The 24,664-nt window shown below is 40.5% G+C and carries 21 protein-coding genes and 3 tRNA genes; 7 read left to right on the top strand and 17 right to left on the bottom strand.

The genetic code is table 11. The annotated features are described in order from the left end of the window. Positions 1 to 5: 5 nt before the first annotated feature. From FAZ15_RS19025 to FAZ15_RS19065, 9 genes are all read right to left on the bottom strand, one after another. Positions 6 to 2,159, bottom strand: coding sequence for a prolyl oligopeptidase family serine peptidase (locus FAZ15_RS19025; RefSeq protein ID WP_136902898.1), 2,154 nt, complete (start codon positions 2,157 to 2,159; stop codon positions 6 to 8). Between the two features lie 164 nt (positions 2,160 to 2,323). Next, a tRNA-Asp gene (locus FAZ15_RS19030) sits at positions 2,324 to 2,397 on the bottom strand. A 27-nt stretch (positions 2,398 to 2,424) separates the two neighbouring features. Further along, positions 2,425 to 2,498: transfer RNA gene (locus FAZ15_RS19035), tRNA-Asp, on the bottom strand. Positions 2,499 to 2,555: 57 nt separating this feature from the next. Continuing rightward, positions 2,556 to 2,629, bottom strand: a tRNA-Asp gene (locus FAZ15_RS19040). Between the two features lie 74 nt (positions 2,630 to 2,703). Next, on the bottom strand, positions 2,704 to 3,777 hold the full coding sequence (gene prfA / locus FAZ15_RS19045; RefSeq protein WP_136902899.1) for a peptide chain release factor 1: 1,074 nt from the start codon (positions 3,775 to 3,777) through the stop codon (positions 2,704 to 2,706). 80 nt (positions 3,778 to 3,857) lie between these two features. Continuing rightward, a complete protein-coding gene (locus tag FAZ15_RS19050; protein ID WP_136902900.1) occupies positions 3,858 to 4,187 on the bottom strand; it encodes a DMT family transporter in 330 nt (109 codons plus the stop codon). A gap of 67 nt (positions 4,188 to 4,254) precedes the next feature. Continuing rightward, positions 4,255 to 4,818, bottom strand: a complete 564-nt coding sequence (locus tag FAZ15_RS19055; protein ID WP_162305013.1) for a Crp/Fnr family transcriptional regulator — start codon at positions 4,816 to 4,818, stop codon at positions 4,255 to 4,257. Further along, a complete protein-coding gene (locus tag FAZ15_RS19060) occupies positions 4,806 to 5,555 on the bottom strand; it encodes a UDP-2,3-diacylglucosamine diphosphatase (RefSeq protein ID WP_136902902.1) in 750 nt (249 codons plus the stop codon). The genes FAZ15_RS19055 and FAZ15_RS19060 overlap by 13 nt, the downstream gene beginning before the upstream one ends. A 120-nt stretch (positions 5,556 to 5,675) precedes the next feature. Then, the gene (locus FAZ15_RS19065; protein WP_136902903.1) at positions 5,676 to 9,725 is read right to left on the bottom strand and encodes a glycoside hydrolase family 2 TIM barrel-domain containing protein; all 4,050 of its coding nucleotides are present in this window, start codon (positions 9,723 to 9,725) and stop codon (positions 5,676 to 5,678) included. 255 nt (positions 9,726 to 9,980) lie between these two features. Between FAZ15_RS19065 and FAZ15_RS19070 the strand changes: the two genes are divergently transcribed. Together FAZ15_RS19070 and FAZ15_RS19075 are read left to right on the top strand one after the other, a co-directional pair. Then, positions 9,981 to 10,565, top strand: a complete 585-nt coding sequence (locus FAZ15_RS19070) for an RNA polymerase sigma factor (protein WP_136902904.1) — start codon at positions 9,981 to 9,983, stop codon at positions 10,563 to 10,565. Positions 10,566 to 10,579: 14 nt separating this feature from the next. After that, entirely contained in the window at positions 10,580 to 11,671 is a 1,092-nt protein-coding gene (locus tag FAZ15_RS19075; protein WP_136902905.1) for a S1 family peptidase, read from the top strand. Between the two features lie 68 nt (positions 11,672 to 11,739). Here the strand turns inward: FAZ15_RS19075 and FAZ15_RS19080 are convergent, their stop codons facing one another. Next, a complete protein-coding gene (locus tag FAZ15_RS19080) occupies positions 11,740 to 12,834 on the bottom strand; it encodes a hypothetical protein (protein WP_136902906.1) in 1,095 nt (364 codons plus the stop codon). 13 nt (positions 12,835 to 12,847) lie between these two features. Next, entirely contained in the window at positions 12,848 to 13,663 is an 816-nt protein-coding gene (locus FAZ15_RS19085; RefSeq protein WP_136902907.1) for an RNA polymerase sigma factor, read from the bottom strand. A gap of 1,581 nt (positions 13,664 to 15,244) precedes the next feature. Between FAZ15_RS19085 and FAZ15_RS19090 the strand changes: the two genes are divergently transcribed. Together FAZ15_RS19090 and FAZ15_RS19095 are read left to right on the top strand one after the other, a co-directional pair. Further along, positions 15,245 to 15,487, top strand: coding sequence for a DUF6364 family protein (locus FAZ15_RS19090; protein ID WP_136822681.1), 243 nt, complete (start codon positions 15,245 to 15,247; stop codon positions 15,485 to 15,487). Next, positions 15,487 to 15,894, top strand: coding sequence for a type II toxin-antitoxin system VapC family toxin (locus FAZ15_RS19095; RefSeq protein WP_136902908.1), 408 nt, complete (start codon positions 15,487 to 15,489; stop codon positions 15,892 to 15,894). The genes FAZ15_RS19090 and FAZ15_RS19095 overlap by 1 nt, the downstream gene beginning before the upstream one ends. Before the next feature lie 693 nt (positions 15,895 to 16,587). On the opposite strand, the gene FAZ15_RS19100 is transcribed toward FAZ15_RS19095, so the two are convergent. Together FAZ15_RS19100 and FAZ15_RS19105 are read right to left on the bottom strand one after the other, a co-directional pair. Next, entirely contained in the window at positions 16,588 to 16,878 is a 291-nt protein-coding gene (locus tag FAZ15_RS19100) for a type II toxin-antitoxin system RelE/ParE family toxin (RefSeq protein WP_136902909.1), read from the bottom strand. Positions 16,879 to 16,892: 14 nt separating this feature from the next. After that, the gene (locus FAZ15_RS19105; protein ID WP_136902910.1) at positions 16,893 to 17,102 is read right to left on the bottom strand and encodes a hypothetical protein; all 210 of its coding nucleotides are present in this window, start codon (positions 17,100 to 17,102) and stop codon (positions 16,893 to 16,895) included. A gap of 996 nt (positions 17,103 to 18,098) precedes the next feature. Here FAZ15_RS19105 and FAZ15_RS19110 point away from each other — a divergent pair. Continuing rightward, complete coding sequence (locus FAZ15_RS19110) at positions 18,099 to 18,578, top strand: helix-turn-helix domain-containing protein (RefSeq protein WP_162305014.1); 480 nt, start codon at positions 18,099 to 18,101, stop codon at positions 18,576 to 18,578. A gap of 402 nt (positions 18,579 to 18,980) precedes the next feature. Then, complete coding sequence (locus FAZ15_RS19115) at positions 18,981 to 19,364, top strand: HU family DNA-binding protein (RefSeq protein WP_136902912.1); 384 nt, start codon at positions 18,981 to 18,983, stop codon at positions 19,362 to 19,364. A 352-nt stretch (positions 19,365 to 19,716) separates the two neighbouring features. Here the strand turns inward: FAZ15_RS19115 and FAZ15_RS19120 are convergent, their stop codons facing one another. Continuing rightward, positions 19,717 to 20,502 (bottom strand): transglutaminase domain-containing protein, encoded by a 786-nt coding sequence (locus tag FAZ15_RS19120; RefSeq protein WP_136902913.1) that lies wholly within the window; start codon positions 20,500 to 20,502, stop codon positions 19,717 to 19,719. Positions 20,503 to 20,876: 374 nt separating this feature from the next. After that, the gene (locus FAZ15_RS19125; RefSeq protein ID WP_136902914.1) at positions 20,877 to 21,512 is read right to left on the bottom strand and encodes a peroxiredoxin; all 636 of its coding nucleotides are present in this window, start codon (positions 21,510 to 21,512) and stop codon (positions 20,877 to 20,879) included. Positions 21,513 to 21,755: 243 nt separating this feature from the next. Between FAZ15_RS19125 and FAZ15_RS19130 the strand changes: the two genes are divergently transcribed. Next, the gene (locus FAZ15_RS19130) at positions 21,756 to 22,895 is read left to right on the top strand and encodes an acyl-CoA dehydrogenase (RefSeq protein ID WP_136902915.1); all 1,140 of its coding nucleotides are present in this window, start codon (positions 21,756 to 21,758) and stop codon (positions 22,893 to 22,895) included. 64 nt (positions 22,896 to 22,959) lie between these two features. Here the strand turns inward: FAZ15_RS19130 and FAZ15_RS19135 are convergent, their stop codons facing one another. Both FAZ15_RS19135 and FAZ15_RS19140 read right to left on the bottom strand, forming a co-directional pair. Continuing rightward, on the bottom strand, positions 22,960 to 23,346 hold the full coding sequence (locus FAZ15_RS19135; protein WP_136902916.1) for a hypothetical protein: 387 nt from the start codon (positions 23,344 to 23,346) through the stop codon (positions 22,960 to 22,962). Between the two features lie 68 nt (positions 23,347 to 23,414). Further along, positions 23,415 to 24,662, bottom strand: a complete 1,248-nt coding sequence (locus FAZ15_RS19140) for a glutamate-5-semialdehyde dehydrogenase (RefSeq protein ID WP_136902917.1) — start codon at positions 24,660 to 24,662, stop codon at positions 23,415 to 23,417. Positions 24,663 to 24,664 lie beyond the last annotated feature (2 nt).

Genomic DNA, 24,664 nt, shown 5'->3' on the forward strand with positions numbered 1-24,664 from the left:
AAGCATTAATACAATTTATAACCAACTCCCATATTTTGAAACATAAAAGCCCATTTATCCACTTGTTCCGCAATGACCATAGCAGTGGATTTACCTGCACCATGTCCGGCCTTCGTATCAATACGAATCAGCACTGGATTCGGTCCTGTATGATATTCCTGAAGACGTGCCGCAAATTTAAAGGAATGAGCAGGCACAACTCGGTCGTCATGGTCAGCCGTCGTCACCATTGTAGCTGGATAAGCTGTATTCGGCTTCAACGCATGATATGGAGAATACTTATACAAATAGGCAAACATCTCCTTACTATCGTCTGCTGTCCCATAATCAAATGCCCATCCCGCTCCGGCGGTAAATTTATGATAACGGAGCATATCCAGCACACCCACGGCAGGAAATGCCACTTTAAATAATTCCGGTCGTTGCGTCATACATGCGCCCACTAATAATCCACCATTCGACCCACCCGCAATAGCCAACCGCTCTGAAGAGGTATATTTCTGGTCGATCAGGTATTCGGCCGCAGCGATAAAATCGTCAAATACATTTTGCTTATTCATCTGCACACCGGCAAGATGCCAATGTTCGCCATACTCTCCTCCCCCGCGAAGGTTCGCCACGGCATGTATTCCACCTTGTTCTAACAGGATAATATTACCGGTAGAAAAGGACGGTGTCAAGCTTATATTAAATCCACCATAGCCATACAATACAGTAGGATTGGTACCATCCAATTTAATATCCCTTTTATAGGTAATGATCATCGGTATCTTCGTTCCATCCTTAGAGGTATAAAATACTTGCTTCGACTCATATCGGGAAGGGTCGAAATTGATTGCCGACTTTTTATATATTTCCGATTTTCCGGATGCAATATCATACTTATAGATCGTAACCGGATTAACGTAATTCGTAAAAGAATAATATAAATCTTTATCTTTCACTTTCGCACTGAATCCGCCTGCAGAACCTATACCGGGCAGCTCGATTTCCCGTTCTAGCGTCCCGTTTCGGTCATATTGTTTTACCAGCGAAGTTGCGTCCTTCAGGTAATTCGCAAATATCTTACCTCCACCGGTTGTAGGTGATAGCGACTGTTCGGTTTCGGCAATCAATGTTTGCCAATTTTCCGGTTGTGGATTGGCGGCATCAACCGTTACTACACGTCCATTGGGTGCATCCAGTTCCGTGTAAATAAATAATCTAGATCCATCGTTATCGATGATTTCATGATTTTTGTCCATATCACCCACCACTGTTACAAACACGGTGTTGGAGGAGAAGAGGTCTTTAATATATAGTTCGTTGCCGGAGGTGGTATTCGCTGCCGACACCACCAGATAACGTTCATCTTCCGTTAAGCTGGCACTGATGTAGCGACGCGGCGTTTCTGAGCCACCAAATACCAGTTCGTCTTCTATCTGCGGTGTATTTAGTTTATGGAAATATAGCTTATGCCGATCGGTCATCGCCGATAACGCAGACCCTTCTTTGGGTTTATCATAACTGCTATAATAAATCCCCTCATTACCTCTCCAAGCTAGTCCTGAGAACTTCACATCTACCAGTGCCTCTCCGACAACAGATTTATCTTCCGTCTTCAAAACGACAACCTTTGTCCAGTCAGATCCACCGTCCGAAATCTGGTATGCGACCAACGAACCGTCCTTAGAGAACGATATATCGGCCAATGAGCTTGTGCCATCTTCAGAAAATTTATTAGGATCTAAAAAAACCTCTTCTTTTCCGTCATCACCTTTTTTACGCCAGAGTACATATTGATTCTGAAGCCCGTCATTTTTATAAAAATAGATATAGTCGCCCTCTTTAATTGGGGCGCCTACCTTCTCATAATTCCACAAACTTTCCAGTCGTTTATAAATAGCATCACGAAATGGAATCTGTTCTAAATAATCCTGTGTTACTTCGTTTTGAGCAGTTACCCACTGTTTGGTTTCATCAGATAAGTCATCCTCTAACCAATGATACGGATCGTCTACAACGGTTCCGAAGTAATCATCTTTTACATCTACTTTTTCTGTCTTTGGGTATGGTTTCAGTTTAATTTCCTTATTCACTTCGATACTTTTTTGCCCTTGCTGTCCGCATCCCACGATCGTCAATACTGACAATAGCATAATACTAAATGATTTATTCATATTTTAATACTTGATACGACAAGATAGGAGTTTTTTTTTAGGATATAACAAAACTTTCATGATCCATTGAATCACCAACAGGCATGAAAGTTCTTGATGGCCTCTGAGAATAGACACTTTCAGAAAAAAAAGGATACCCCCCAAGTGGATATCCTTTTTTGAGGCGGTCTGGACGGGACTCGAACCCGCGACCCCATGCGTGACAGGCATGTATTCTAACCAGCTGAACTACCAGACCTAAGATTTAATTGTTAAAAGAGATTAGCGGTCTGGACGGGACTCGAACCCGCGACCCCATGCGTGACAGGCATGTATTCTAACCAGCTGAACTACCAGACCTAAAATCTTTTAATCTTTTTAAGAACGTTTGAAAGCTAAATCTTTCTTTTTTTGAAGCGGTCTGGACGGGACTCGAACCCGCGACCCCATGCGTGACAGGCATGTATTCTAACCAGCTGAACTACCAGACCTCAACCCTTCTTGTTAGAAGGTGTGCAAATATAGCGCTATTTTCCAATAAACCTAAATTTTTTTGAAAAAAATCTTAGTCTACGGTGCCGTCTTTCATCTTTTCTGCATTCTCGGCAAACTGTAATGCATCGATAATATCCTGAATATCACCATCCAAAATAGCCGGCAAATTGTATGTTGTCAATCCAATTCTGTGCTCTGTAAATCTTCCTTGAGGGAAATTATAGGTACGAATTTTTGCAGAACGATCGCCCGTCGAAACCAATGTTTTTCTCCGAGCTGCAATATCGCCATTCTTTTTATTCAGTTCGATTTCATAAAGTTTGGTACGAAGCATTTCCATGGCCAGTTCACGGTTCGCTAATTGAGAACGTTCCACCTGACAGACGACCACGATTCCAGACGGTTTGTGTGTCAATTGTACTTTAGTTTCTACTTTGTTGACATTTTGTCCACCAGCTCCACCGGAACGGGATGTCTGCAACTCAACATCAGCTGGGTTGATCTCCACATCTACTTCTTCAGCTTCGGGTAAAACCGCAACAGAAGCAGCAGAGGTATGCACACGACCTTGTGTTTCGGTATCTGGAACACGTTGTACACGGTGCACTCCTGATTCATATTTTAGCTGGCCGTAAACATCTTCACCGATTACCTTCAAAATTACTTCTTTGTAACCACCAGAAGTCCCTTCTGTTACATCCATTACTTCATTTCGCCAACCTTTAGTTTCGAAAAATCGAGTATACATGCGGTATAGGTCACCGGCAAATAAAGCCGCTTCATCACCTCCAGTACCGCCACGGATTTCAATTATCGCATTTTTAGCATCTTCCGGATCCTTAGGAATAAGCATCAATCGTATCTCGTCTTCTTTTTCTTCCTTTTGAACGAAAAGGAGATCCTGCTCTTCTTTTGCCATCTCCCGAAGTTCCTGATCTTTTTCATTGGAGAGGATATCTTTATTCGTGTCGATATTGCTAACGATATTTTTATAGATATGATATTGATCTACGATTTTGCCAAGATCTTTATATTCCTTATTTAATTTGGCAAAACGCTTCATATCGTTGATGGTTTCCGGGTTGCTTAATTCAGCTTCCACCTCTTCCCATCGTTCTTTAATAGCTTGTAATTTTTCTAACATAATACTTTAACTAGGGGGCATATAAGCCCATTAGGGTGTACAAAAGTACTTAAAATTTATGTTATAGAAAGAAGTAATTTCTAATGGCTTGAAACGACTTTAAGTCCCACGATAGAGGCTATTAAAGTGAAAATAAAAAATATTCTCCAAAAGTCCGCAGGCTCTTTAAAGAAGATTATACCCATCAATACTGTTCCTACGGCGCCAATCCCTGTCCATACGGCATAGGCTGTTCCCAGTGGTAATGTTTGTGTCGCCTTAATCAATAAGACCATACTGACAAATAAGGAAATAATAAACCCTCCGTACCAAAGATACATTATGGAACCCGAACTTTCTTTCGCTTTACCAAGACATGTCGTAAAACCAACTTCAAATAATCCTGCAACAATTAGTATAATCCAATTCATAATAAAAAATAATTTTGAACAAAGATCAGAAGATTTCAGGCAATAACTTTTTACAAATGTTAAAAAATCAGCGTGTATTTGCACGAATTCGACTTAGCGTAACTTGCGTAACACCTAAATAAGAAGCTATGAATCCCAATTTCACACGATTGGTAATATTAGATTCTTTCCGAATTAAATCCTGATATCGCTCAGAAGCTGTTTTAAAGAGCTTTTGCATTAATCGCTCCTCAATTTTGAGGATTTCAAATTCAGCCAATTTTCTGCCCCAATTCGCGATCGCGGTGGAGTTCTCATAAAGATCTTGAAGGCTGGCAATTTCTATTCGGGTCATGATAGATGTTTCAAGCGCTTCGATATTTTCATATCCTCGCGTGCCGTAAACGTAATTGTTTAACGAAATCATCGCTTCACCTGGAAACGAAAAGGCAAGGATTATTTCTATATCAGCCTTATGATAATATATACGACAGATGCCCTCCTGCAAAAAGTAAATGTATTTCGACGGCTTGTCTGCCTCAATAAAGACGGTGTTTTTTGACACCTGAACTGTTTCAGAGAGGGAAAGAAGGTTTTGTAAATCTTCTTTTTTCAATGGGTGGATATGCCGGACAATATCTACGAATTCCATTTTTCCAATCGTAATTCTTCCCCATCCCATACGGCATAGGTTGAATAGTTAATCCACTCCCCTAAATTAATTATCTGCGTATTATCGCTTAATTTAATATCATACGGAAAATGGCGATGTCCAAAGATCAGATAATCGTAATGCTTTTTTTTGAGCAGCTCCTTTCCATACTGAATAAGCCATTCGTTTTCCTCTCCGAGAAATTTTTCCTCTGCGTTGCTAGCGGCTCTGCTGTGCTTAGACCAGCGCTGTGCTATTCCGATTCCCAAATTAGGGTGAAGTCGCGCAAAAAGCCATTGACAGGCTGTACTTCGAAAGATTTTTTTCAGGAACTTATATTTGCGGTCGCCAGGCCCAAGTCCGTCACCGTGATGAATATAGAAATTCTTTCCGTTGAGACTTAACTCTAATTCATCCGAAATAATGGTCGCTCCTAATTCCTGCTCTAAATAACCAAACATCCACATGTCATGATTGCCTTTAAAGAACATAATTTTAACACCTAGATCGGCTAATTCAGCCAGCTTACCTAAGAAACGAATATAGCCTTTTGGAACGACCGTGGCGTATTCAAACCAAAAATCAAAAATATCACCTACCAAATATAATTCCGCTGCATTAGATTTAATGAAATCCAGCCAGGAGATAATGTTTCGTTCCCTGGATACGGACGATTCTTTGGGAAAAGACCCTAGATGGAAATCTGATGCAAAATATATGTGGTTGCGTATAGTCATCTTTGCGAAGCTAGACAATTGCCGCGAATTTTCAAACTTTGGAACGAGGCAGGACATAACAAAGAAGAACCTCAAGGTGTATTCTTGAGGCTCTTCTTTGCTGTTTATTATTACACCACTTTATTCGGCCATAACAGCAAATTCGGCTCCCGATGCAAAGTCTTGTCCGTTTTGCGAGCTTAACGCCGTAAATCGAATAAAACGTCCTTTAAAAGCTTTGTCCAGAACAACGGATTTAGGTTTAGGATTATTTTCAAAACGCCCTTCATTAACCGGATCACCCCAATTTTTCCCATCGGTACTTACATACAGTTTATATTCTTTGATGTTGCCGTTGGGACCGTCCTGTCTCGGTGTATACGTAAATCCTTTGATTGTTTTCACATCACCAGCATCAAAATCCACCCAATGCGGGTATTGTGCCACTGTTACCGAGTACATCGTGTGCCATATCGTAGACAAATCGCCATCAACCATATGCGACGCATTCCCCTCTCCCCTTTCTTCACTCGAGGAGAAAACAACTGTCATCGGAATACTTTCGATCTTCTCAAAATCAAATGAAACGGTTAACTTTTCGTTCTCTTTGAGCCAAGCAGCAACTTTTCCTCCACTACGTAGATTGAAAGGAGAAGTATATAAGCGTGGCTTGTCGTTACCTATAGCATAATAGATCGCCGCATCATCTTTCTCTGTAGAGATACTGATATCTCCATTACGACTGCGCGACATCGTCAAGGGTCTATCGCCCGCAGGAGAGACACCTGCTTTCGCCGTACAATCATTTTCCTTAACGGGTCGGATGATAAAGCCAAGAGTATGCACGTCCGCTTTTACGCGATCTTTTTCCAAAGGTGGGCCTTGACCGCAACTATTTCCTCCCAGTCCAGTTACGGCAGCATTTAAGTATAAATGCGTACCCGTGCTTTTTGGAAGTTGATACGTATGAGGAGCTAATGACATTTCCAATTCACTCCATGGCAATGCTGAAGTCGCCATCTGTTTGTTGGCAATAAAAATGGCACCATTACCGGAACCGTCTGTCAACGAACACCAACGTACGTCCTCCCTATTCCCTGTACTTTGTGGATTAGGCCAAGCTACATATTGCTCTTGCACCGTACTCTTGTACAATTCGATGGATTGTGCTGTTTTACGATCCGCGTAGTTGTTTACCGGTCCACGTCCGTAATACTGAAAATTGCCATAGTTCTCGGGAACTTGCAATGTATAACCAATATGAGGCAATACCAAAGCGGCATTATTAGAAGTAATACTGGATTGCAGCTCAATAGATCCATCGCGATAAACAGTCCAGATCTGAGTGGCAGTAAATTTAAAATCTCCGCTACCAAACGGTCTATCGGTATGCTCGGTGATGGTATAGGTTCCGGAACTCCCTCCACGTATAGTCGCACCGTTTGGTGCCTGAGACTCCACATTAAACGATAAAACTACTGAACCATCCGGTTTGGCATATGTATTAGTCGAAAGGGCTTTATGCTTCAGGTTGTGAAGACCTTTTTCGAACCACTGCTGATAAGCCCAGTTATCGTTGTCTAACGGCGCTCTTAAAGCATCCAATTTAGGACCTTCCCCGTCACGGATAATTTGTTCGTTGCCATACGTCAAACTGTAAATCGTACCGGTCCGTGTATCAAATCTTACCGTAAATCCGTCGCCCTTAACTGTTTTGAAATCACCCTCCGAACTGATTTTGATAATTCCTCCTTTTGCTACTGCAGAAACCAACGGTCGATTCTCCGCCTCTTTCACGAGCAACTGTTCTTCCATTTGTACAAAACCTTTTTTAGCCCAAAACTTATCCTTAGATAATAAGAATTGAATTTTCACAAAGTATTCAGACTGTGGATCCAATGCTGAAAAATCAAACGGTACGGTATACAACTTTCTTTCACGAGCTCCAGCCAAATTACCATTCGCCGAGAAAGTTGTGCTTTTCTCTATTTCGACACCATCCTTATACAAGGACCATTGAAGAGTGTAGTCACTGAGAGAAACGAAATAGTTTTTGTTGAAGATCTCTATCTTCCCTTGTTTTATATCCACAGCACGCACATCAACATTTTGATACACCTTTTTCACCTCATAGTACTGCGGCTTCGGGGTCATGTCTGCGAATAAGAGTCCGTTCATCACAAACGTACCGTCATTCGGTTTGTCACCAAAATCTCCCCCATATGCCAGGTACTTTTCGCCCGTCGTCTTATCATAATAATACATTGATTGGTCGATCCAATCCCAGATTGCACCACCCATAAAGTAATTTGTCGATTCAATAGCTTCCCAATAGTCAACTAGATTTCCCGCTGCGTTACCCATCGAATGCGCGTATTCCGAAATATGAAAGGGATATTTGATCTTATAGGTCCCTTTCACCGCTCCACGTACCCAATCGATTGAGGGGTATTGATTCGACCCCATATCGACAATACTATTATTACGTTCATACTGCACGGGACGCGATGTATCAATCTGTTTGATCGCCTCATAGGCTGCTACAAAATTCTTTCCCGGACCAGCTTCATTACCTAAAGACCATATAACTACCGACGGATCGTTGATTGTTGCATGCACCATCTCGACATTTCGCGCGACATGTGCATTCCGCCACTCTACCGGGTGCGAGAGAGATGCATCTCCATAGTAATATTGATGACTTTCTATATTTGCCTCATCTTCCAAGTAGATACCGTACTTGTTACACAAGTAGTACCAATATGGATCATCGGGATAATGCGAATTTCGTACGTGGTTAATGTTAGCCCGCTTCATCAACTTGATTTCGTTCTCCATTTGTTCACGAGAGATGACCTTGCCCGTTTCCGGATTTGTTTCATGGCGATTTACTCCTTTCAACTTCACCGCTTTACCATTGATATAAAAATAGCGGCCTGCCAGTCCAAATTCGTCGTCTTCAGCCTTCGTATCTTTAATCTCTACTTTCCGGAACCCAACAACCACCGAAACGGTCTCTATCGTACGGTTTTTATTATCTTTCAGTTCGCCGACCAAAGTATAGCGGTACGGACGCTCTGCCGACCATTTATGGGGAGAGCTAAGCGGGAATATTACTTCTGCTGAAGTAGAACTTCCGGCTTTTATCTCTTTCGCAGTAGCCACTACAGTAGCCGATCCTACAGCGGTATTATTATCACCATACAATTCATTTGCATAGAGACTGTATACCATCTTATAATCTTTTGCATCCTTCTTATCGAGGTTTCGGATATCAGCTTTGATCTGTAATGATCCATTCTCATAATTCGCATCCAGATCAGGAATAGCGATCAGATCCCGAACGTGAATTTTAGGTTTTGAGGTAAGGGAAACCGTACGGAATATACCAGGAAGTCGGAACATGTCCTGTGCTTCCAAAAAGGAGGCGTCAGAATTCCGATACACCTCCAGTGCGATCGTATTTTCTCCGTTGTTAGTTAGATACGGCGTAATATCGAACGATGCCACATTTCGGGAATTCTTAGAAAACCCGACATACTTGCCATTTATCCATAAGTAGAAAAAAGAATCTACGCCGTCGAAATTGACGAATATAGCCCGCCCATCCCAAGAAGAAGGAACGGAAAAAGTACGCCGATATGATCCCACTTCATTCCGATCACTATAGGTCGTCCAATGTGCCGGTGGTGTTCGCATTACGCCCCCGCGCCAATCGTCAACTTTTACGCTATGGTGAAATATCACAGGCTGATTAACATAAATAGGTACGCCGTATTTCAATGAAGCGTCTTTTTGGATACCGAGAATATTCCAATTCATTGGCACTGGCACATCATCCCAAGAAGAGACGTCCTGTTTTGGATCATAGAAATTTTTCGGACGTTCTTCGGGAGTTTTTACCCAGTTAAATTTCCATGTTCCGTCGAGCGACATCCAATATTCACTGTTTTCAGGCAATACTTTGCGTGCATGCGCTACATCTTCGAATGAGAAAAAATAAGCTCGGGGTTGTTCTTTATTCAAGGATAAATCTTCAGGAGATTCCCATTCCTTACCAGAAGGAGCTACTTCTCTCCCATACCGAAAACCTGCTAGTGATGAAGCTGCCTGTTGTGCATGTACTGAAAACGACATCGGCAATAATGTTGCGATTAGAAGCGTTATTCGTTTAGGTATGGATCGTATCATATTCAATAATTAAAATACATGGTAGATTGCAAAAATAAAAGCAATAAGCATAACTACAATACCCTTACTTCAATCATTCGATTGCGTAAAATACTTATATTAAAAAAGATACAAAGGGCAGCAGCAATCAGTTATTGAAAATTTTCGATTTTATATCTTATATATCCAAAATAACTCCTACGTTTGATTCAGGAATTTTCTTAAATTAAAATTTAACAAATCAGGGTTACTATTTGAATTTTAAGGTATTAATAAGTGAGTAAGATAAGACAGATATTACCAAAAGAGATATCGGACCTTGAGATCATCGAGGGAGTCGCAAAAGGTGAAAGTAAAGCTATAAATACGATTTATGCGCATTTCTTTCCTTCTGTTGCTCGTATGATAATCAATAATAACGGTTCGAACGAGGAAGCGAAAGATATCTTTCAAGAGGCCGTAATGGTATTGTATGACCGTGTTACTCGACAAGATTTTGAGTTAAAAAGTAAACTAAAGACATTTTTATATGCCGTTAGTAGGAGGTTATGGTTAAAGCAGCTTAATCGAAAAGGAGCTTCTACTAATACCTCAGACATTTCTGATTATGAAGACATCCTTCATGTTGAAGAAGATATCGAAAGGCATGTAGACATTGAGACTAAGTTTACACAAATGGAAAGCTCGTTAGAGCAGCTGGGTGAGCCCTGTAAAACCATTTTGAATGACTTTTATATTGCGAACCTGTCTATGCAGGCTATCTGTGAAAAGTTTGGCTATACCAATACGGATAATGCCAAGACACAGAAATATAAATGTCTACAAAGACTTAAAAAGTTGTTTTTTAATAATACAGATTAAAAATAATAGCGATCATGAGTAGTATGCGAAGAAATGAGTTTATTGATTGGGCAGATCAATATTTGAGAGGAGAGTTATCCGCGGGCGATCGTTTTGCTTTTGAAAAATTTTGCCAAGATTATCCCGAATTCCAGCAAATTTTTGAAGAACACCGAAGGTTCATTTCTTCTTGGAAAGAAACTGAACAAAGGCGCATGTTCAAAATGTCGTTACAGCAAGAATCATTACATCACCAAGCTCCTGCGAAAGCCAATACAGGGATCATCAAGATTTGGAAAAAACTGCAGATGAATGCAGGTGTGGCCGCAGCTGTAGCATTGATCTCTGTCTTCTCCACGTTATGGCTCACAGGTTATTTTACCAGTATCAAAAAGGCTTCTACAGACTACAGCGCCTTGCGTCGTGAAATGAATACGGTAAAGAAGAATGTAAATGAGCAAAACAGGAAGATCCAAAATATCAATAGCGGAAAAGAAAAGAGCTCAACGCCGATACACTTCGGTGCTACAGGGTTTATGCTGACCAGAGATGGCTACGTCGTAACAAACTATCATGTGGTAAATGGTGCTGATTCTGTGCATCTTCAGAACACAAAAGGCCAGGCATTTAAAGCGCAGATCGTTTATTCAGACATAGAGAAAGACTTGGCCATTTTGCATATCAGCGATAGTACATTCAAGCCCTTAAAAACCGTCCCATATACGTTCAAAAGACAAATATCTGATATTGGGGAAGATATTTATACGATCGGTTTCCCTCGGGATGAGGCAGTATACGGTCAGGGATATTTAAGTTCGAATACGGGATATGCAGGAGATACGATTGCCTACCAAATTTCGATCCCTATCAATCCTGGTAATAGTGGTGGACCGGTTCTAGACAACAGAGGAAATATTATCGGTATCATTTCTGGTAAACAAAAAGGTATTGATGGCGCCGGGTTTGCGATTAAAACCAAAGAACTGATCGAAACATTAAATCGGATACCTGCAGATTCATTAAAAGGAAATGTAGTTTTGAGCACTAAAAATACATTGTCGAATTTACCGCGGACCGAGCAGATTAAAAAAATTCAGGATTATATTTATATCGTTAAAGTATACTAGTAGCTTTCAATAGTACTATATTTAAAAGCACCTTGGATTTCTTATCCTAGGTGCTTTTTTTGTAGACCTTATTCAACAATCAGGTTAATTCCCGCCATGCTGGCTTTATACTTTATTTTTTCGATCAAACCGTAATAGCTCCAGTTGCGCAACAGGAATTCATCGTCTTTTGCCGTTTCTTCTTTATTCGTTTGGTTCACCAGTAAAAGTGTACCCGCCTGTGATTTCACACAGATATCAATTAGTCGACGGCTATATAGATGGAGGCGACTATCAACATAGTTCTTTTCCTTTTCGCTAAAATGTTCGAGACTTTTGAGTTTTTTCGTTCTTCCCTTCCCACCTTTATTAAAGGCGGAGGCTTTTTGAATGCGATGTCTTGCCGCTTGTATAGCCATCCGTCTATACAGAAATTCCTCTTTATTGCCAATCTGAAAGTTATCCTTATCGATATTGACTGTAATCGGATGTTCTACGGAAAGAGAAGCCTCTGCTATGACATGATCCTTTAGAACATGTTGTTTTTTTGGAAGTTCCAATGCGATAAGTAGAAAGATCTTGCCTTTTACAATCTTAATAGAGCTACCGCATATCTTTATCTGCCCCACCAAAGCCCGTTGCAGCAACACGCGTTTATCCGAGCGATCCTTGCCCAAATATGTACGGAAGGGAATCTTAAATAAGCTGAATTTGAAATCCCTATTTTTCTCATCGTTGCTGAATTTAATCTGAACACCTGAGAATGGAATGGGCATATCCTTTTTATAATTACGAAGCGACTTCTCTCCTTTCCAGTATGCCAGTCGATCGGCGTTGAAGTTCTTAATCAACGTCATATTCATATTCGAGATGATATCAGCAGGCAGTTTGCCTTTAAAGTAAGCGGACAGCACCCTATATGTCGTGTTCATCCGCGAGGTGTTTAGAATACCTTCCGGATCTTTGTTATTGTCTGCTAATTTCACCTTCACATCGTCCCGCAGGTAGATCAGGTCTTTTATATTTTCCTGAAGATATTGGTGCGTCAGGACCATATTCGAGCCACGATAGACAATATCCTGCCATTCGAATAATTTCTTAAAATATTCCGTACGTTTTTCCTTTTCGTCGCAGTCGATGTAAATCTGTACTTTGCGGGTTAAAATAATCGTATCATTTGCCATAGGTCCTCCTTTTTTATGCCGTTTGTTTAGATTGCTTTATTTTTGCGTGCGCTTCTACGAATAGCTTCTTCACCATCGCGGAACTTAGCTGCAAGGCTTCTGAAATCTGTTCAAAGGAGAGCTGCAACTCGTAGCGCATATGGAAGATCTCTGCCTGCTGATCATTGAACTCACCCTGCAGTACAATTTTAGCAGGTTTATTTAACAGATCCATTTTCTCCGAGCTGTTGAATATGCTGCGCAACGTATCAATTGTTTTCTCTACCTGCATATTGACCTCATAATCGGATATGCCGCCGAGATAGTAAGCAATGCGTTCATAATTAAAACTATATTTCAAGCACAGTTTGATAAAGAGTTGTTGTTCGTCTTTCAGACTGGGCAGGATACTATTTAATCGATTCATCTGTTCCTGCTTTTCGGTTTCCAATCTTTCGAGGTAGACCAGATCTTCCTCCTCCTCTTCTTCCAGTTCATAGCCCAATAAAAACTCCTGATAATCCTCAATACCATCGAGCCGCAGTAAACTGCGGTTAAATCGATTCCGTGATTTGCTATAATAAGCCTTTATCGCAGCATTAACCTGTGTTTTAAGAAAGGTAAAAACCGCATCCATGGAGTCTACATTCTCTCGAAACAACCAGAGCCGTAGGAATGCCTCCTGAACAATACTTTCTGCGTCACATTCGTCCTTGGTGTACTTTTCGCTCCGGAAATAAAAGTATCCATAGAACTTTTTATAGAAAAAGTCCAGGCCCTTTTCCCGACCGTCGTTCAGCAATGAAATATGCCGTTCAATATCTTTTTTTTGTTGTAATAGTTTACTCATAATTGTTGTTTAGTTCGTTACCGATTAGATAGCTTACTGCAGCCCCGGGGGATATATTTGGCGGTTTTTGTGGCCGGGGCCGCGTAAGCTGTATATGAATAGATTGTATTGGTGTTGATGATGGAGCTGTAAGACTCTGTTGTGTATTACTTTAGAATGTTATGAAGTTAACAGGTCTTGCCGTCGTGAATAGTTTAACGTCTGGTGTGTGACACCAAATAAGCATGTACATTTATTGTTGCAAAACAAGTTGTGTATACCTTTTAAAATATAGTCGCTGTCGTTTGAAAAAAGAACCTGTAAAACTCGTCATTCCACTATTGGCGTTATGCATACTTTTCGAAGTGTAATACTCGAATTCGCAAATTTGCCTATTCGCAGATCTGCAATAGAGGACCTTTCAAATTGTGGTGAGTAGCACCAGCTTTACAAGTCAGTAAATCAGTGATTTATTGTTATGTATATCTTTCAAATTCTAGTAGCAGGTCTTTAACCCGTCATTGCGATGAGTTTAACGAAGAAGCAATCTACATGACATAGAATTTAAATTGTTGAGGCATTACCTGATTCTATACCTTCCAAACTATAGTGAGTAATACCTGCATATACGGAAGATATTCAAGGGTATTAGTTGCATACCTTTCAAATTGGAATAAGTAACCGTATTCATATAATCTTCACTTGAGTCCCCACAGTTGTGTATCCCTTTCAAATTGTAGTGATTAATACCTCTTTCATAATGAGGCTTTTAACGGTTCTGTTGTGTATACCTTTCAAACAGGAATGAACAACAGCTAAATTTGAGGGAGGTCCTCTCTGAAGTTGCACATACCTTTCAAATTGTAGTAGCAGGTCTTTAATTCCCGTCATTGCGATGAGCGAAGCGAGGAAGCAATCTTACTGTTACAATTATGAAAGACTGCCACGTCGTACCTCCTCGCAGTGAAGAACCTTGTACTGCCAAAAAATATCTTCCTCCTCCTCCCTAAAACCTAAAATAAAAAAGTATTTAGCGAGTGGCATATCGCCCTCACTCTACGGCGTCACAAGAAGCCTCTATATAAGTCAAAAAATTCCTCTCCGTTCAAACACCTAAAGTTTAAAAATCGTCATTCCTACCGTAGCGGAGGAATCAAACGATATGGCTTGTCGAACTACTCGGGGGCGTTGTGTATACCTTTCAAATTGTGCTCTTCAACACCAAGTATCTTCGTTGTCATGCTGAATGAAATGAAGCATCTCAAAATATACAGACACCATAGCATTCAGATACTTCGGCAGGTCTCATTATGACAATGAAAAACAATTTTTGCCGACGGCTAAACTCGACTAACACCTATCAAATTGAGGTGAGCAACACACTGTCGTTCTACACACTCTCTACAAATCAAGTTGTTTATACCTTTCAAATTGTGGAAAGTAAAGAATCTATTCCCTAGCCTCTAACACCTAAAATAAAAAAGTATTTAGCGAGTGGCACATCGCCCTCACCCTACGGCGTCACAAGAAGCCTCTAATTAAGATTGCATATTTTTATAATACGTATTGTTTTCATATTTTTACACGTAAAAGGAAAATGTTATGAATACAAAACTTACATTGAATTTAGAAAAAAACATCATCGAAAGTGCGAAAGATTATGCTAAGCATAATAAGACCAGCCTTTCAAAACTGATTGAGAATTACCTAAAATCGTTGACCGAAAAAGAAGAAAACACGACGGTAAGTCCGCTTGTTGAAAGTCTTACAGGAATCATCCCTCAAGAGCCGGAGAAAAAATACAAAAAGGAATACGCCGACTATTTAAACAAAAAGTATTCTTAATGGAACACGTTTTCGTCGACACCAACATTGTTCTTGACCTACTACAGAAACGCGAAGGTTTTTTTGCGGAGGCGCGGGAACTATTCACTTTAGCTGATAGAAAAGAAGTTAAGCTCTATATTTCTGCACTTACTATTACCAATACGTACTACCTGCTATCCAAACACTACAATTCGGCTGATGCTCGAAAGCTATTAGCAAAATTTAAGGTACTCGTAGAAGTGCTAGCGATAGACGATAAAATCATCGAATTATCTTTGGTCTCAGACTTTAAAGATTTTGAAGATGCCCTCCAATTTTATACCGCATTAGAAAATAACTTAGCCATCATTATTACCCGCAATAAAAAAGATTTCAAAAACAATATTCTTCCGGTAATGAGCGCCAAAGAATACTTAAGTAGATAATATTACCTTTCAAAAGTAGGAGGGTCACACCAAGGTACTCCGGAGCTTTGAAAAGTTTTGGTTGTGTATACCTTTCAAATTGGGATGAGTAACACCTTATTGTCAATTACTAATACATCAGGTAATGTTGTGTATACCTTTCAAATTAGGGTGAGTAACATCTGGCTTCGGGATTTTTAACGAGTTGAGGTGGTTGTGTATACCTTTCAAATTAGGGTGAGTAACATCAATAATCCGGATAACAATAGCGGAGCAATGGTTGTGTATACCTTTCAAATTGTATTCTTCAACTCAAAGTATCTTCATTGTCATATTGAGCGTATCGTCTTACTAAGCAATCATTCATACAATAAACCAACAAGAATGAATAATTTAGACTGCCGCGTCGTGCCTCCTCGCAGTGACGTGCAAGTAGTAACGTTCATTTCGATAGTAACATCGACGTCATCGCGAACCTAAGGCACGAAGGTGTGGCGATCTCATGCTCTTAAACGAAAGACTGCTGCGTCGTACCTCCTCGCAGTGACGAACCTTGTATTAACAAAAACCTATTCGCAAATCATCAATAGACTACCCTCCAAACCTACCCCTACCTCCTAACACCTAAAATAAAAAGGTATTTAGCGAGTGGCATATCGCCCTCGCCCTATGGCGTCACAAGAAGCCTCTTAATATTATGAAAAAGCAATGCAATTAGTATACGTCGTCGTGCGTACCGATATCTAAAAGGAGGATATTATTAATATCGGGATTATCTATAGAGGATTCTACAACAAAAATAATTCTACAATCATAACCGCAATAACAAGCCAAATATGCGGCAAGATTTCCGCTCAGTTTATGTGTTCTCAAACTACTGTCATAGGGATCAAGAACGATCTTTTTCAACGCCTTGGCTATACCAGATTTCAGCATTGCATTTCTGCCAGCAAACTTTTTATAAGCTTTTTCAAACTGCTTAGTCGTAATAAGTTGATACGTCATTATAGCAATACTCTCTATAAACTACCCAACATATGCAGTGTCTCTTCCAGGGACATCGGTTGCAATTTCCCAGCGTGATAATCTTTAAGCGATTTTCTAGCTTGTTTAGCTATTTCATTCCTACGGGCTTCGATCTGACGTTTTTTCAGGATGTCTAAGAGCATCTCTCTTGATGTGTTATCAAGGCGCATAATCTCATCTAAAGCAGAATCTATTGTACTCATTGTCATATCCTTTTAAACAAAAATACAAAATTCAGTTGTAAAATAGAATAGTCTTCGTTATTTATGAGTAACATCTAAAAAAATGAGAATGCGGAATTTTGCTCAACCCTACGGAGCTACTCGTTGTGTATACCTTTCAAATTGTAGTAGCAGATTCCCGTCATTCCGACCGAAGCGGAGGAATCTAACGATATGTTTCGTATAGTTCTTAGACCCGCTCGACTTCACTTCGTTTCGCTCGGGGTGACGTGGTCTTTAAAGACGTGAGCTGTATACCATTCAAATTGTGGTGGGTAACACCTTGAGCGTGAGAAACTACGCGGCCACGACCGTTGTGTATACCTTTCAAATTGTAGTTAGCAACACCAGTGTGCAGCAAGTCCTATTTTTCTCCAGTTGTGCATACCTTGCAATTGGGATAAGTAGCACCAGCCGGAATTTGCAGCCGAGACTCTATTGCGTATACCTTCCAAAATCTATCCCCTAACTCCTACCCCCTAACATCTAACACCTAAAATAAAAAAGTATTTAGCGAGTGGCATATCGCCCTCACCCTACGGCGTCACAAGAAGCCTCAAGTATATATTTCACTTTTTTATCAATACCAATACGTCAAAGAACATAGCGATGCATATAGAAGACCTTTCACAAAAGGCAAGCCTCTTCCTTGTCGTCTTTCGACAACACCGCATCTGAATTAAAATAAAATGATTGAAATCCTATACGCTTTTAACTGGTTTCTTCACGTGGTTTGGCGCTTCATTTAGCTTTACAGGACCGATGTTTGTTTGAGAAAGTAAACAACCCCAATTAAACTGGAGATTTCATAATATTTTTAAATAGCCTCTTTCTCATAGTTTATGATTTAATACTGTTTGCAAACTATCTTAATACGATTTTGTTTACATAACAAATATAAAAACAAATAATAAAATAGCAAAATTTTATAATATTTTTTATTTAATAATTTGCGCAAATAATAATTCTATTTGTTATGTGAGTATCGCAAATAAAACCATATTAGCGGATATTGGTAAACAAATCCGCATACGCAGGGAAGAGCTATCTTATGCCCAGAATGATGTAGCCAATATGACAGGGCTCACTATAAATACTGTTGCATCGCTCGAGAAAGGTAAAGGTGCGACACTAAATAATTTTCTGTTGATCTGTAGAGCTTTGGAAATACAACCTAAGGATATTTTTAAAAGTGACATCAGTTTAGAACCTCTTTATAATCTTCCCCCTGAATCTAAAAGACGGATAGAGATTACCCAAAAACTTGACAACCTAGTTTACAACTCCGATTTCTTCACCAGTCCAAAGCGTGTCGCCGATGTCATCAAAGAATTAGACACCGAAAAAAGCGACAGCAACAAATTCTCCGTTTATCTGACCGGCTATTGTAAAGAAGGCGAACTGGAATATATCAAAGAGGGTAATATCAAAAAGTATGTTAAGAAAAATAATCATTGATCTCTTAACCTAGAAACCCATACCAACAGTCTCTTACACCTCGTCGACTAAGTGGTCTACAACATCAATTCAATACTCCGATTGAGTTCCTAAAAGATTAAAAGACGGACAAAAGTATAGAGATAAGTTTGTTACGATCAAAAGAGAAGTATCAATTTCCACTCAAAAATAACTACAGAAACATAAATTTTCTCGTCCTAAACCCTCTGAACTAACATTATTTTAAATTATGGTGTTAAAAAACCGCTGTCCATAGGGGTAAAATTCCGCCAAAAAGTTTTTCGGGGTACCCCACATTTTGGCGGAATTTTACCCCCTCGGCGCCACACCGATGTGCTATGTTTGTATCGTTGCAACAAGAGTAAAGTAAATGTTTAGTGTTTTATTTTAATTTTTTCAATTATGGCAATTAAGTACAATGTAGTCGAAATCGGCAAACCGGGAGACCCTACGGCTCCCAAAAAGTTCTACGCACGTCCGGTACATGCGGGAGAAATCGTATTGGAAGATCTAGCTTCTGATATTTCGCATGCTTCGTCCATAACCGAGGCCGATGTATATGCTGTGTTGCAGAGTCTGGTAAGGGAGATTCCGCGCAACATTTCTCGTGGATATATTGTCCGTCTGGGTAATCTAGGTTCCTTTCGCCTGGGTTCGAATAGCGCGGGTAATGATGCGAGGGAAGAAGTCAATGCAGCTAACATCGTTCGCACGCGTTTGCTTTTCCATCCGGGCAAGCAGGTACAGACGTTAATGCGAAATTTAACTTTCAAGAAAAACGAGTAATAGGTCGTTTTAAATTACAGGTAGAAGCCTGCACCTTATGGGGTGCAGGCTTTTTTTTGGCCAAAAAATACGAAAAAATGACCGTGATCAAATAAAAAAACGCTTCGGAGAGATTTCAAACTCGCTTCGGAGAGTTTAAAAAGTGCTCGAAGTGTTTTTAAAAACGACTTCGGCGAGTTCTAAAAAAGTTTTTATCAACTTTGTTGAATTAAAAAAATACATCTAAGATTAAATTAGTTAACCCAAAAATCCGTAATTTAACAACAGTTTGCTCCATTCAGCATGTCAAAACCTGCTTCCCGACAAAGCAGATCAACTCAAACAATAAAAACTAAAAACGACTTTTCCAGTATTATGCAATGATCTCCTCTACACTGATCTGCATATCATTGAGCGTCACCGCACCGAAGTGTGTGGCAAAGGCAACGTCCGCAGCATCCCGCCCGTAGGCTACCAGAATGCGGCCGCCTTTCGGTTCGTGTTGTGTGGCGTCAAAGCAATACCAGCGCCCACCGATATAGGCCTCAAACCAAGCGTGAAGGTCCATTGGATCCAACTCGTACAGATAGCCCGTAACCATCCGCGCTGGAATATCTAATGCCCGGCACAGGGAAATGCCGATATGCGCGAAGTCACGGCATACACCTTTCTTCGTTTCCAATACATCGCATGCAGATGTACTGCTGTCGGTAGTGCCGTATTCGTATTGGATGTGGGTATGTATCCATTGACGGATCGCTTCCACTTGTTCATAGCCCGTGTTGCAGCCTCTGGTTATTTCCGCGCTCGCGTCGCCCAGTTTGTCAGACTCGCAGTACCGGCTCGGCAAGAGAAAGTGCAACATACCGTCCGGCAGGTCAGTGATTGGTGTCCATGCAGCTCCGTAATCCACATCGATCACATCGGCACAGTCGGCAACCACCGTGCTGCGTAGTTGGCATTGTCCGGCGGGCAGCACCAACCGTTGGCACAAATTACCATAAGTGTCGGCAAACTCTGTCATGGCCACATAGGGCGACACCTGCAACTCGTCGCGCATCACGAACTGTCCGATCCCACTCTTCGGCCGCAGCATGAATATCGTTGGCACGGGAAACTCGCAGGTAAAATCCAGAAAACAAGACGCTTGTATTAGCATAGCGTAAATATACATAAAAGCGCAGAAGACAATGAAATACACTGAATATTTAACCCAACTCCTTACAAACCTTCATTAAAGTTGGCAGTTATTTATTTAATTGCTAACTTTAAACAAAGAACAACAATGCGGACCTTCTGGATATACTTTTTTATTTTTTTGGTAATGTGTATTTTAACACAGTTGTTTCTCTATTTTTCTGCTCCCGAAAAATATACATTTGACATTGTCCAAGGTGTGGGCTATCTCGGGATCATATGCCTATCCGCACTATTAACTTCTTATATTTTACGAAAACGTAAATATTCCTTAAAAGAGAAAGCCAACTTATAGTCGGCTTTCTCATTATTATAATTACTAATTTTCAGTTGTTGTTACCTGTTAGGTTGTGGCGTCGTACGCAAATACGGTTTTATCTCTTTGAATCCTTTTGGGAATTTTGCAGGAATATCTTCCGTCTTAATAGCCGGTACGACGATAACATCTTCTCCATCACTCCAATCCGCTGGTGTAGCAACAGAATATTCATCGGTTAACTGTAATGAATCAATCACACGTAAGATTTCGTTGAAATTACGTCCTGTGGATGCAGGATACGTCAACGTCAATTTAACCTTGCGATCCGGACCGATAACAAATACAGAACGAACAGTAGCGGTAGCAGATGCATTAGGATGAATCATATCATATAACTCTGCTACCGTGCGATCTTTATCTGCAATGATCGGAAAATCAACATTGGTGTTTTGAGTCTCATTAATATCCTTTATCCAGCCGAAGTGATCCTCTATATCATCTACACTCAATGCCAATACTTTTACATTACGCTTCTCAAATTCCCCCTTAAGCTGCGCAGTGCGCCCCAACTCTGTAGTACATACCGGCGTGTAATCCGAGGGGTGAGAATACAATACTACCCAGCTTCCCTCTGTATAATCGTAAAAATCGATATCTCCAATTGTCGTTTGCGCTTGGAAATTTGGCGCTTGGTCTCCTAATCTTAAACTCATGTTATATATTATTTAAAATCAATATTTCATTTACTCTACTAAGGTAGTAGATTAAGATAAACACCCCAAATATATTCCGTCATAACTTTATCATTTCTATAACAACGCGATTGTGATTAAGTTTATTTTTGTGTTAAGGAGTTTGGTGTTAAAGCAATTAATCAATAAAAATTATTTCTCAACAAAACATTATGCAAGCATAGTATTTTTAAGTATATTTGACTATACCATACTAAACACGTTATGTATTTCGAACTATCTGAAGAGCATAAAATGATTCGCGACGCTGCCCGTGAATTCGCACAAGAACTAAAAGCCGGTGCCATCCAACGGGATGAAGAAGCTAAATTTCCTTTTGAATTTGTTAAAAAAATGGGCGAACTTGGTTTCATGGGTATTATGGTGCCCCAAGAATACGGCGGAGCCGGCCTTGATACCTTAGCCTATGTATTGGCTCTCGAAGAGATTGCAAAAATTGACGCTTCAGCTGCCGTGATCGTGTCCGCGCATAACTCGTTAGTACTATGGGGACTAAACGAATATGGAACAGAGGAACAAAAACAGAAATATCTGGTACCACTAGCAACGGGTGAGAAACTTGGCGCTTTTGCATTGTCCGAACCCGAAGCCGGTTCGGATGCATCTTCGCAACATACGATTGCTGAAGATCAAGGTGATTATTACCTCCTCAATGGAACCAAGAATTGGATCACAAATGGTGGTAACGCCGATATATATTTAGTCATTGCGCAAACAGATGTGGGCAAAGGGCATAAAGGAATCAACGTGCTTATTGTAGAAAAGGGATACACCGGTTTTACGATCGGACCAAAAGAAAATAAGCTAGGCATCCGCAGTTCCGACACGCATTCACTGCTATTTTCAGACGTGAAAGTACCTAAAGAAAACCGGATTGGAGATGATGGATTTGGATTTAAATTTGCCATGAAAACATTAGACGGCGGACGGATTGGAATCGCCGCACAAGCACTGGGAATAGCAGCAGGAGCGTATGATTTAGCGCTAGCATATTCCAAAACACGCAAAACTTTCGGAAAACCGATTTCAGATCACCAAGCAATCCAATTTAAATTGGCCGATATGGAAGTTGAAATAGAAGCGGCCCGGCTGTTGACATACAAAGCCGCCTGGACAAAAGATCAGGGATTGCCCTATGGTAAAGAAGCGGCTATGGCAAAATTACACGCATCGGAAGTGGCGATGAAGCATACCATAGAGGCCGTTCAGATCCATGGAGGATACGGTTATGTAAAAGAATATCATGTGGAACGCCTCATGCGGGATGCAAAGATAACACAGATATATGAGGGCACTTCAGAAATACAACGTCTAGTAATCGCACGTGAAATACTAAGGGCATAGTTTCTAGATCCTTGCGTACCAGCTAGGCAGGCATCAAAAGTCAGGATGACATAGGTCAATACAGTTACTTAAGATGCCTATCAATCGTTGCCAAATGCTCGAAATCTTCAAAAGAAAAATTTCCGGTTTTGGCAGCTTGATATTCCAGTAATAGCTTTGCTTTTTGGAGTGCCTCCCTCTCCTTGTTGATAAGGCCATCATACAGGAACAATAAAGCTAAGGGACGGACTTGTTCAGATTCTAAACGATCTGCAAATTGCTTTAATTCATCCTCTCCTAATGCCAACAGATCAGCACGCTCCCGTTTAAAAAAATCGTTGTATCCTATTTCGATGTCAACAGGAGCCTGTGACTCGTCAAAGTCTTCCCACTTCCCCACTACTAATCTTAGAAACTTGCCCATTTCATTGATCCAGTTCAGGATCGTGTCTTTTTCATATCGTATTCCCATTCTTCAAAAGTCAAAAATCTAATATCTAATACCTAAAAACCTAATACCTAACTCCTAACACCAGATCCCTACCTCACTTGTCCATTACCGGTTACAAACCATTTTTCAGTCACCAATTTCTCCAAAGCAAATGGTCCTCTGGCATGTAATTTCTGCGTCGAAATCCCTATCTCTGCTCCCAAACCAAATTCTCCTCCATCCGTAAAACGTGTAGATGCATTCGAATAGACCGCAGCGGCATCGACTACATTCATAAAAGTACTGATGCGATCGGCATTGGTAGAAACAATGCATTCGGAGTGCTTAGATGAATAGGAAGCGATATGGTCTAAAGCTTCCTGAAAACTGTCGATCATTTTCACCGAACATTTAAAATCCAAAAATTCTCTTCCAAAATCAGATTCCGTTGCTTGCTGAAGGTGAGGATAGTTTAAATTTTTCAATGTTGCAAACGCATCCTGATCTGCAAAAATCTCGACATCGGCTTCTTGCAATAAAGGAGCTACTTTACGGAGGAAATTTTCAGACACTTTACGGTCTACCAGTATTGTATCTAAGGAATTACAAACCGAAGGACGCGAGATCTTAGCATTCGCAACAATCTGAGCAGCATCTTCTAGATTTGCAGTCTCCTCTACGTAGGTATGACAGACACCTGCCCCCGTTTCGATCACCGGAACTTTAGCATTCTTCCGTACAAAGTCGATTAACGCTTGTGATCCTCTAGGGATAATAATATCCACATATTTTGTCGCTGTCAGTAGTTCGGAAACAAGCTTCCGATCAGTCGGAAGCAGCTGAACAATGTGTTCATCCAAATCGAACTCAGAGAGAACGGTATGAATCAGGTCGACTAATATGCTATTGGTAAACCAGGCATCCGAACCGCCCCGTAATAAACATACATTTCCTGACTGAATACAAAGTGCCGCCACATCAATCGTGACGTTGGGACGGGATTCATAGATTACGCCCACAACGCCTAAAGCCACGGATTTCTTTTCAATGTATAGGCCATTAGCCAATTGCTTTGTTAAAAGTACCTTTCCGGTAGGATCTTCCAATTGGCTTACATCGATCACACTTTGTGCCAACCCTTCGATTCGCTCTTTGTTCAACACCAATCTATCATACTTCGAATCAGTGATATCCATGCGATCCAAATCCTTTTGATTCATTGCTATTATATCATCGCTATTCGCTATCAAAAGTGAAGACAATCTCGCTAATACTTGTCTTTTCGTTTCTAACGAAAGAGGTTGGATAACCTGTTTCGCTTGGCTCGCATCTTTCAGTAGTTGTTCTATTGTTTCCATCT

Origin of the sequence: Sphingobacterium olei (assembly GCF_005048855.1) — a bacterium.
GTDB lineage: Bacteria > Bacteroidota > Bacteroidia > Sphingobacteriales > Sphingobacteriaceae > Sphingobacterium > Sphingobacterium olei.

Excerpts from the sequence above, each read along its gene's own strand:
- FAZ15_RS19025 (WP_136902898.1), bottom strand. The coding sequence starts at position 2,159 with ATGAATAAATCATTTAGTATTATGCTATTGTCAGTATTGACGATCGTG.
- prfA (WP_136902899.1), bottom strand. The coding sequence starts at position 3,777 with ATGTTAGAAAAATTACAAGCTATTAAAGAACGATGGGAAGAGGTGGAA.
- FAZ15_RS19050 (WP_136902900.1), bottom strand. The coding sequence starts at position 4,187 with ATGAATTGGATTATACTAATTGTTGCAGGATTATTTGAAGTTGGTTTT.
- FAZ15_RS19055 (WP_162305013.1), bottom strand. The coding sequence starts at position 4,818 with ATGGAATTCGTAGATATTGTCCGGCATATCCACCCATTGAAAAAAGAA.
- FAZ15_RS19060 (WP_136902902.1), bottom strand. The coding sequence starts at position 5,555 with ATGACTATACGCAACCACATATATTTTGCATCAGATTTCCATCTAGGG.
- FAZ15_RS19065 (WP_136902903.1), bottom strand. The coding sequence starts at position 9,725 with ATGATACGATCCATACCTAAACGAATAACGCTTCTAATCGCAACATTA.
- FAZ15_RS19075 (WP_136902905.1), top strand. The coding sequence starts at position 10,580 with ATGAGTAGTATGCGAAGAAATGAGTTTATTGATTGGGCAGATCAATAT.
- FAZ15_RS19080 (WP_136902906.1), bottom strand. The coding sequence starts at position 12,834 with ATGGCAAATGATACGATTATTTTAACCCGCAAAGTACAGATTTACATC.
- FAZ15_RS19085 (WP_136902907.1), bottom strand. The coding sequence starts at position 13,663 with ATGAGTAAACTATTACAACAAAAAAAAGATATTGAACGGCATATTTCA.
- FAZ15_RS19090 (WP_136822681.1), top strand. The coding sequence starts at position 15,245 with ATGAATACAAAACTTACATTGAATTTAGAAAAAAACATCATCGAAAGT.
- FAZ15_RS19095 (WP_136902908.1), top strand. The coding sequence starts at position 15,487 with ATGGAACACGTTTTCGTCGACACCAACATTGTTCTTGACCTACTACAG.
- FAZ15_RS19100 (WP_136902909.1), bottom strand. The coding sequence starts at position 16,878 with ATGACGTATCAACTTATTACGACTAAGCAGTTTGAAAAAGCTTATAAA.
- FAZ15_RS19105 (WP_136902910.1), bottom strand. The coding sequence starts at position 17,102 with ATGAGTACAATAGATTCTGCTTTAGATGAGATTATGCGCCTTGATAAC.
- FAZ15_RS19115 (WP_136902912.1), top strand. The coding sequence starts at position 18,981 with ATGGCAATTAAGTACAATGTAGTCGAAATCGGCAAACCGGGAGACCCT.
- FAZ15_RS19120 (WP_136902913.1), bottom strand. The coding sequence starts at position 20,502 with ATGCTAATACAAGCGTCTTGTTTTCTGGATTTTACCTGCGAGTTTCCC.
- FAZ15_RS19125 (WP_136902914.1), bottom strand. The coding sequence starts at position 21,512 with ATGAGTTTAAGATTAGGAGACCAAGCGCCAAATTTCCAAGCGCAAACG.
- FAZ15_RS19130 (WP_136902915.1), top strand. The coding sequence starts at position 21,756 with ATGTATTTCGAACTATCTGAAGAGCATAAAATGATTCGCGACGCTGCC.
- FAZ15_RS19135 (WP_136902916.1), bottom strand. The coding sequence starts at position 23,346 with ATGGGAATACGATATGAAAAAGACACGATCCTGAACTGGATCAATGAA.
- FAZ15_RS19140 (WP_136902917.1), bottom strand. The coding sequence starts at position 24,662 with ATGGAAACAATAGAACAACTACTGAAAGATGCGAGCCAAGCGAAACAG.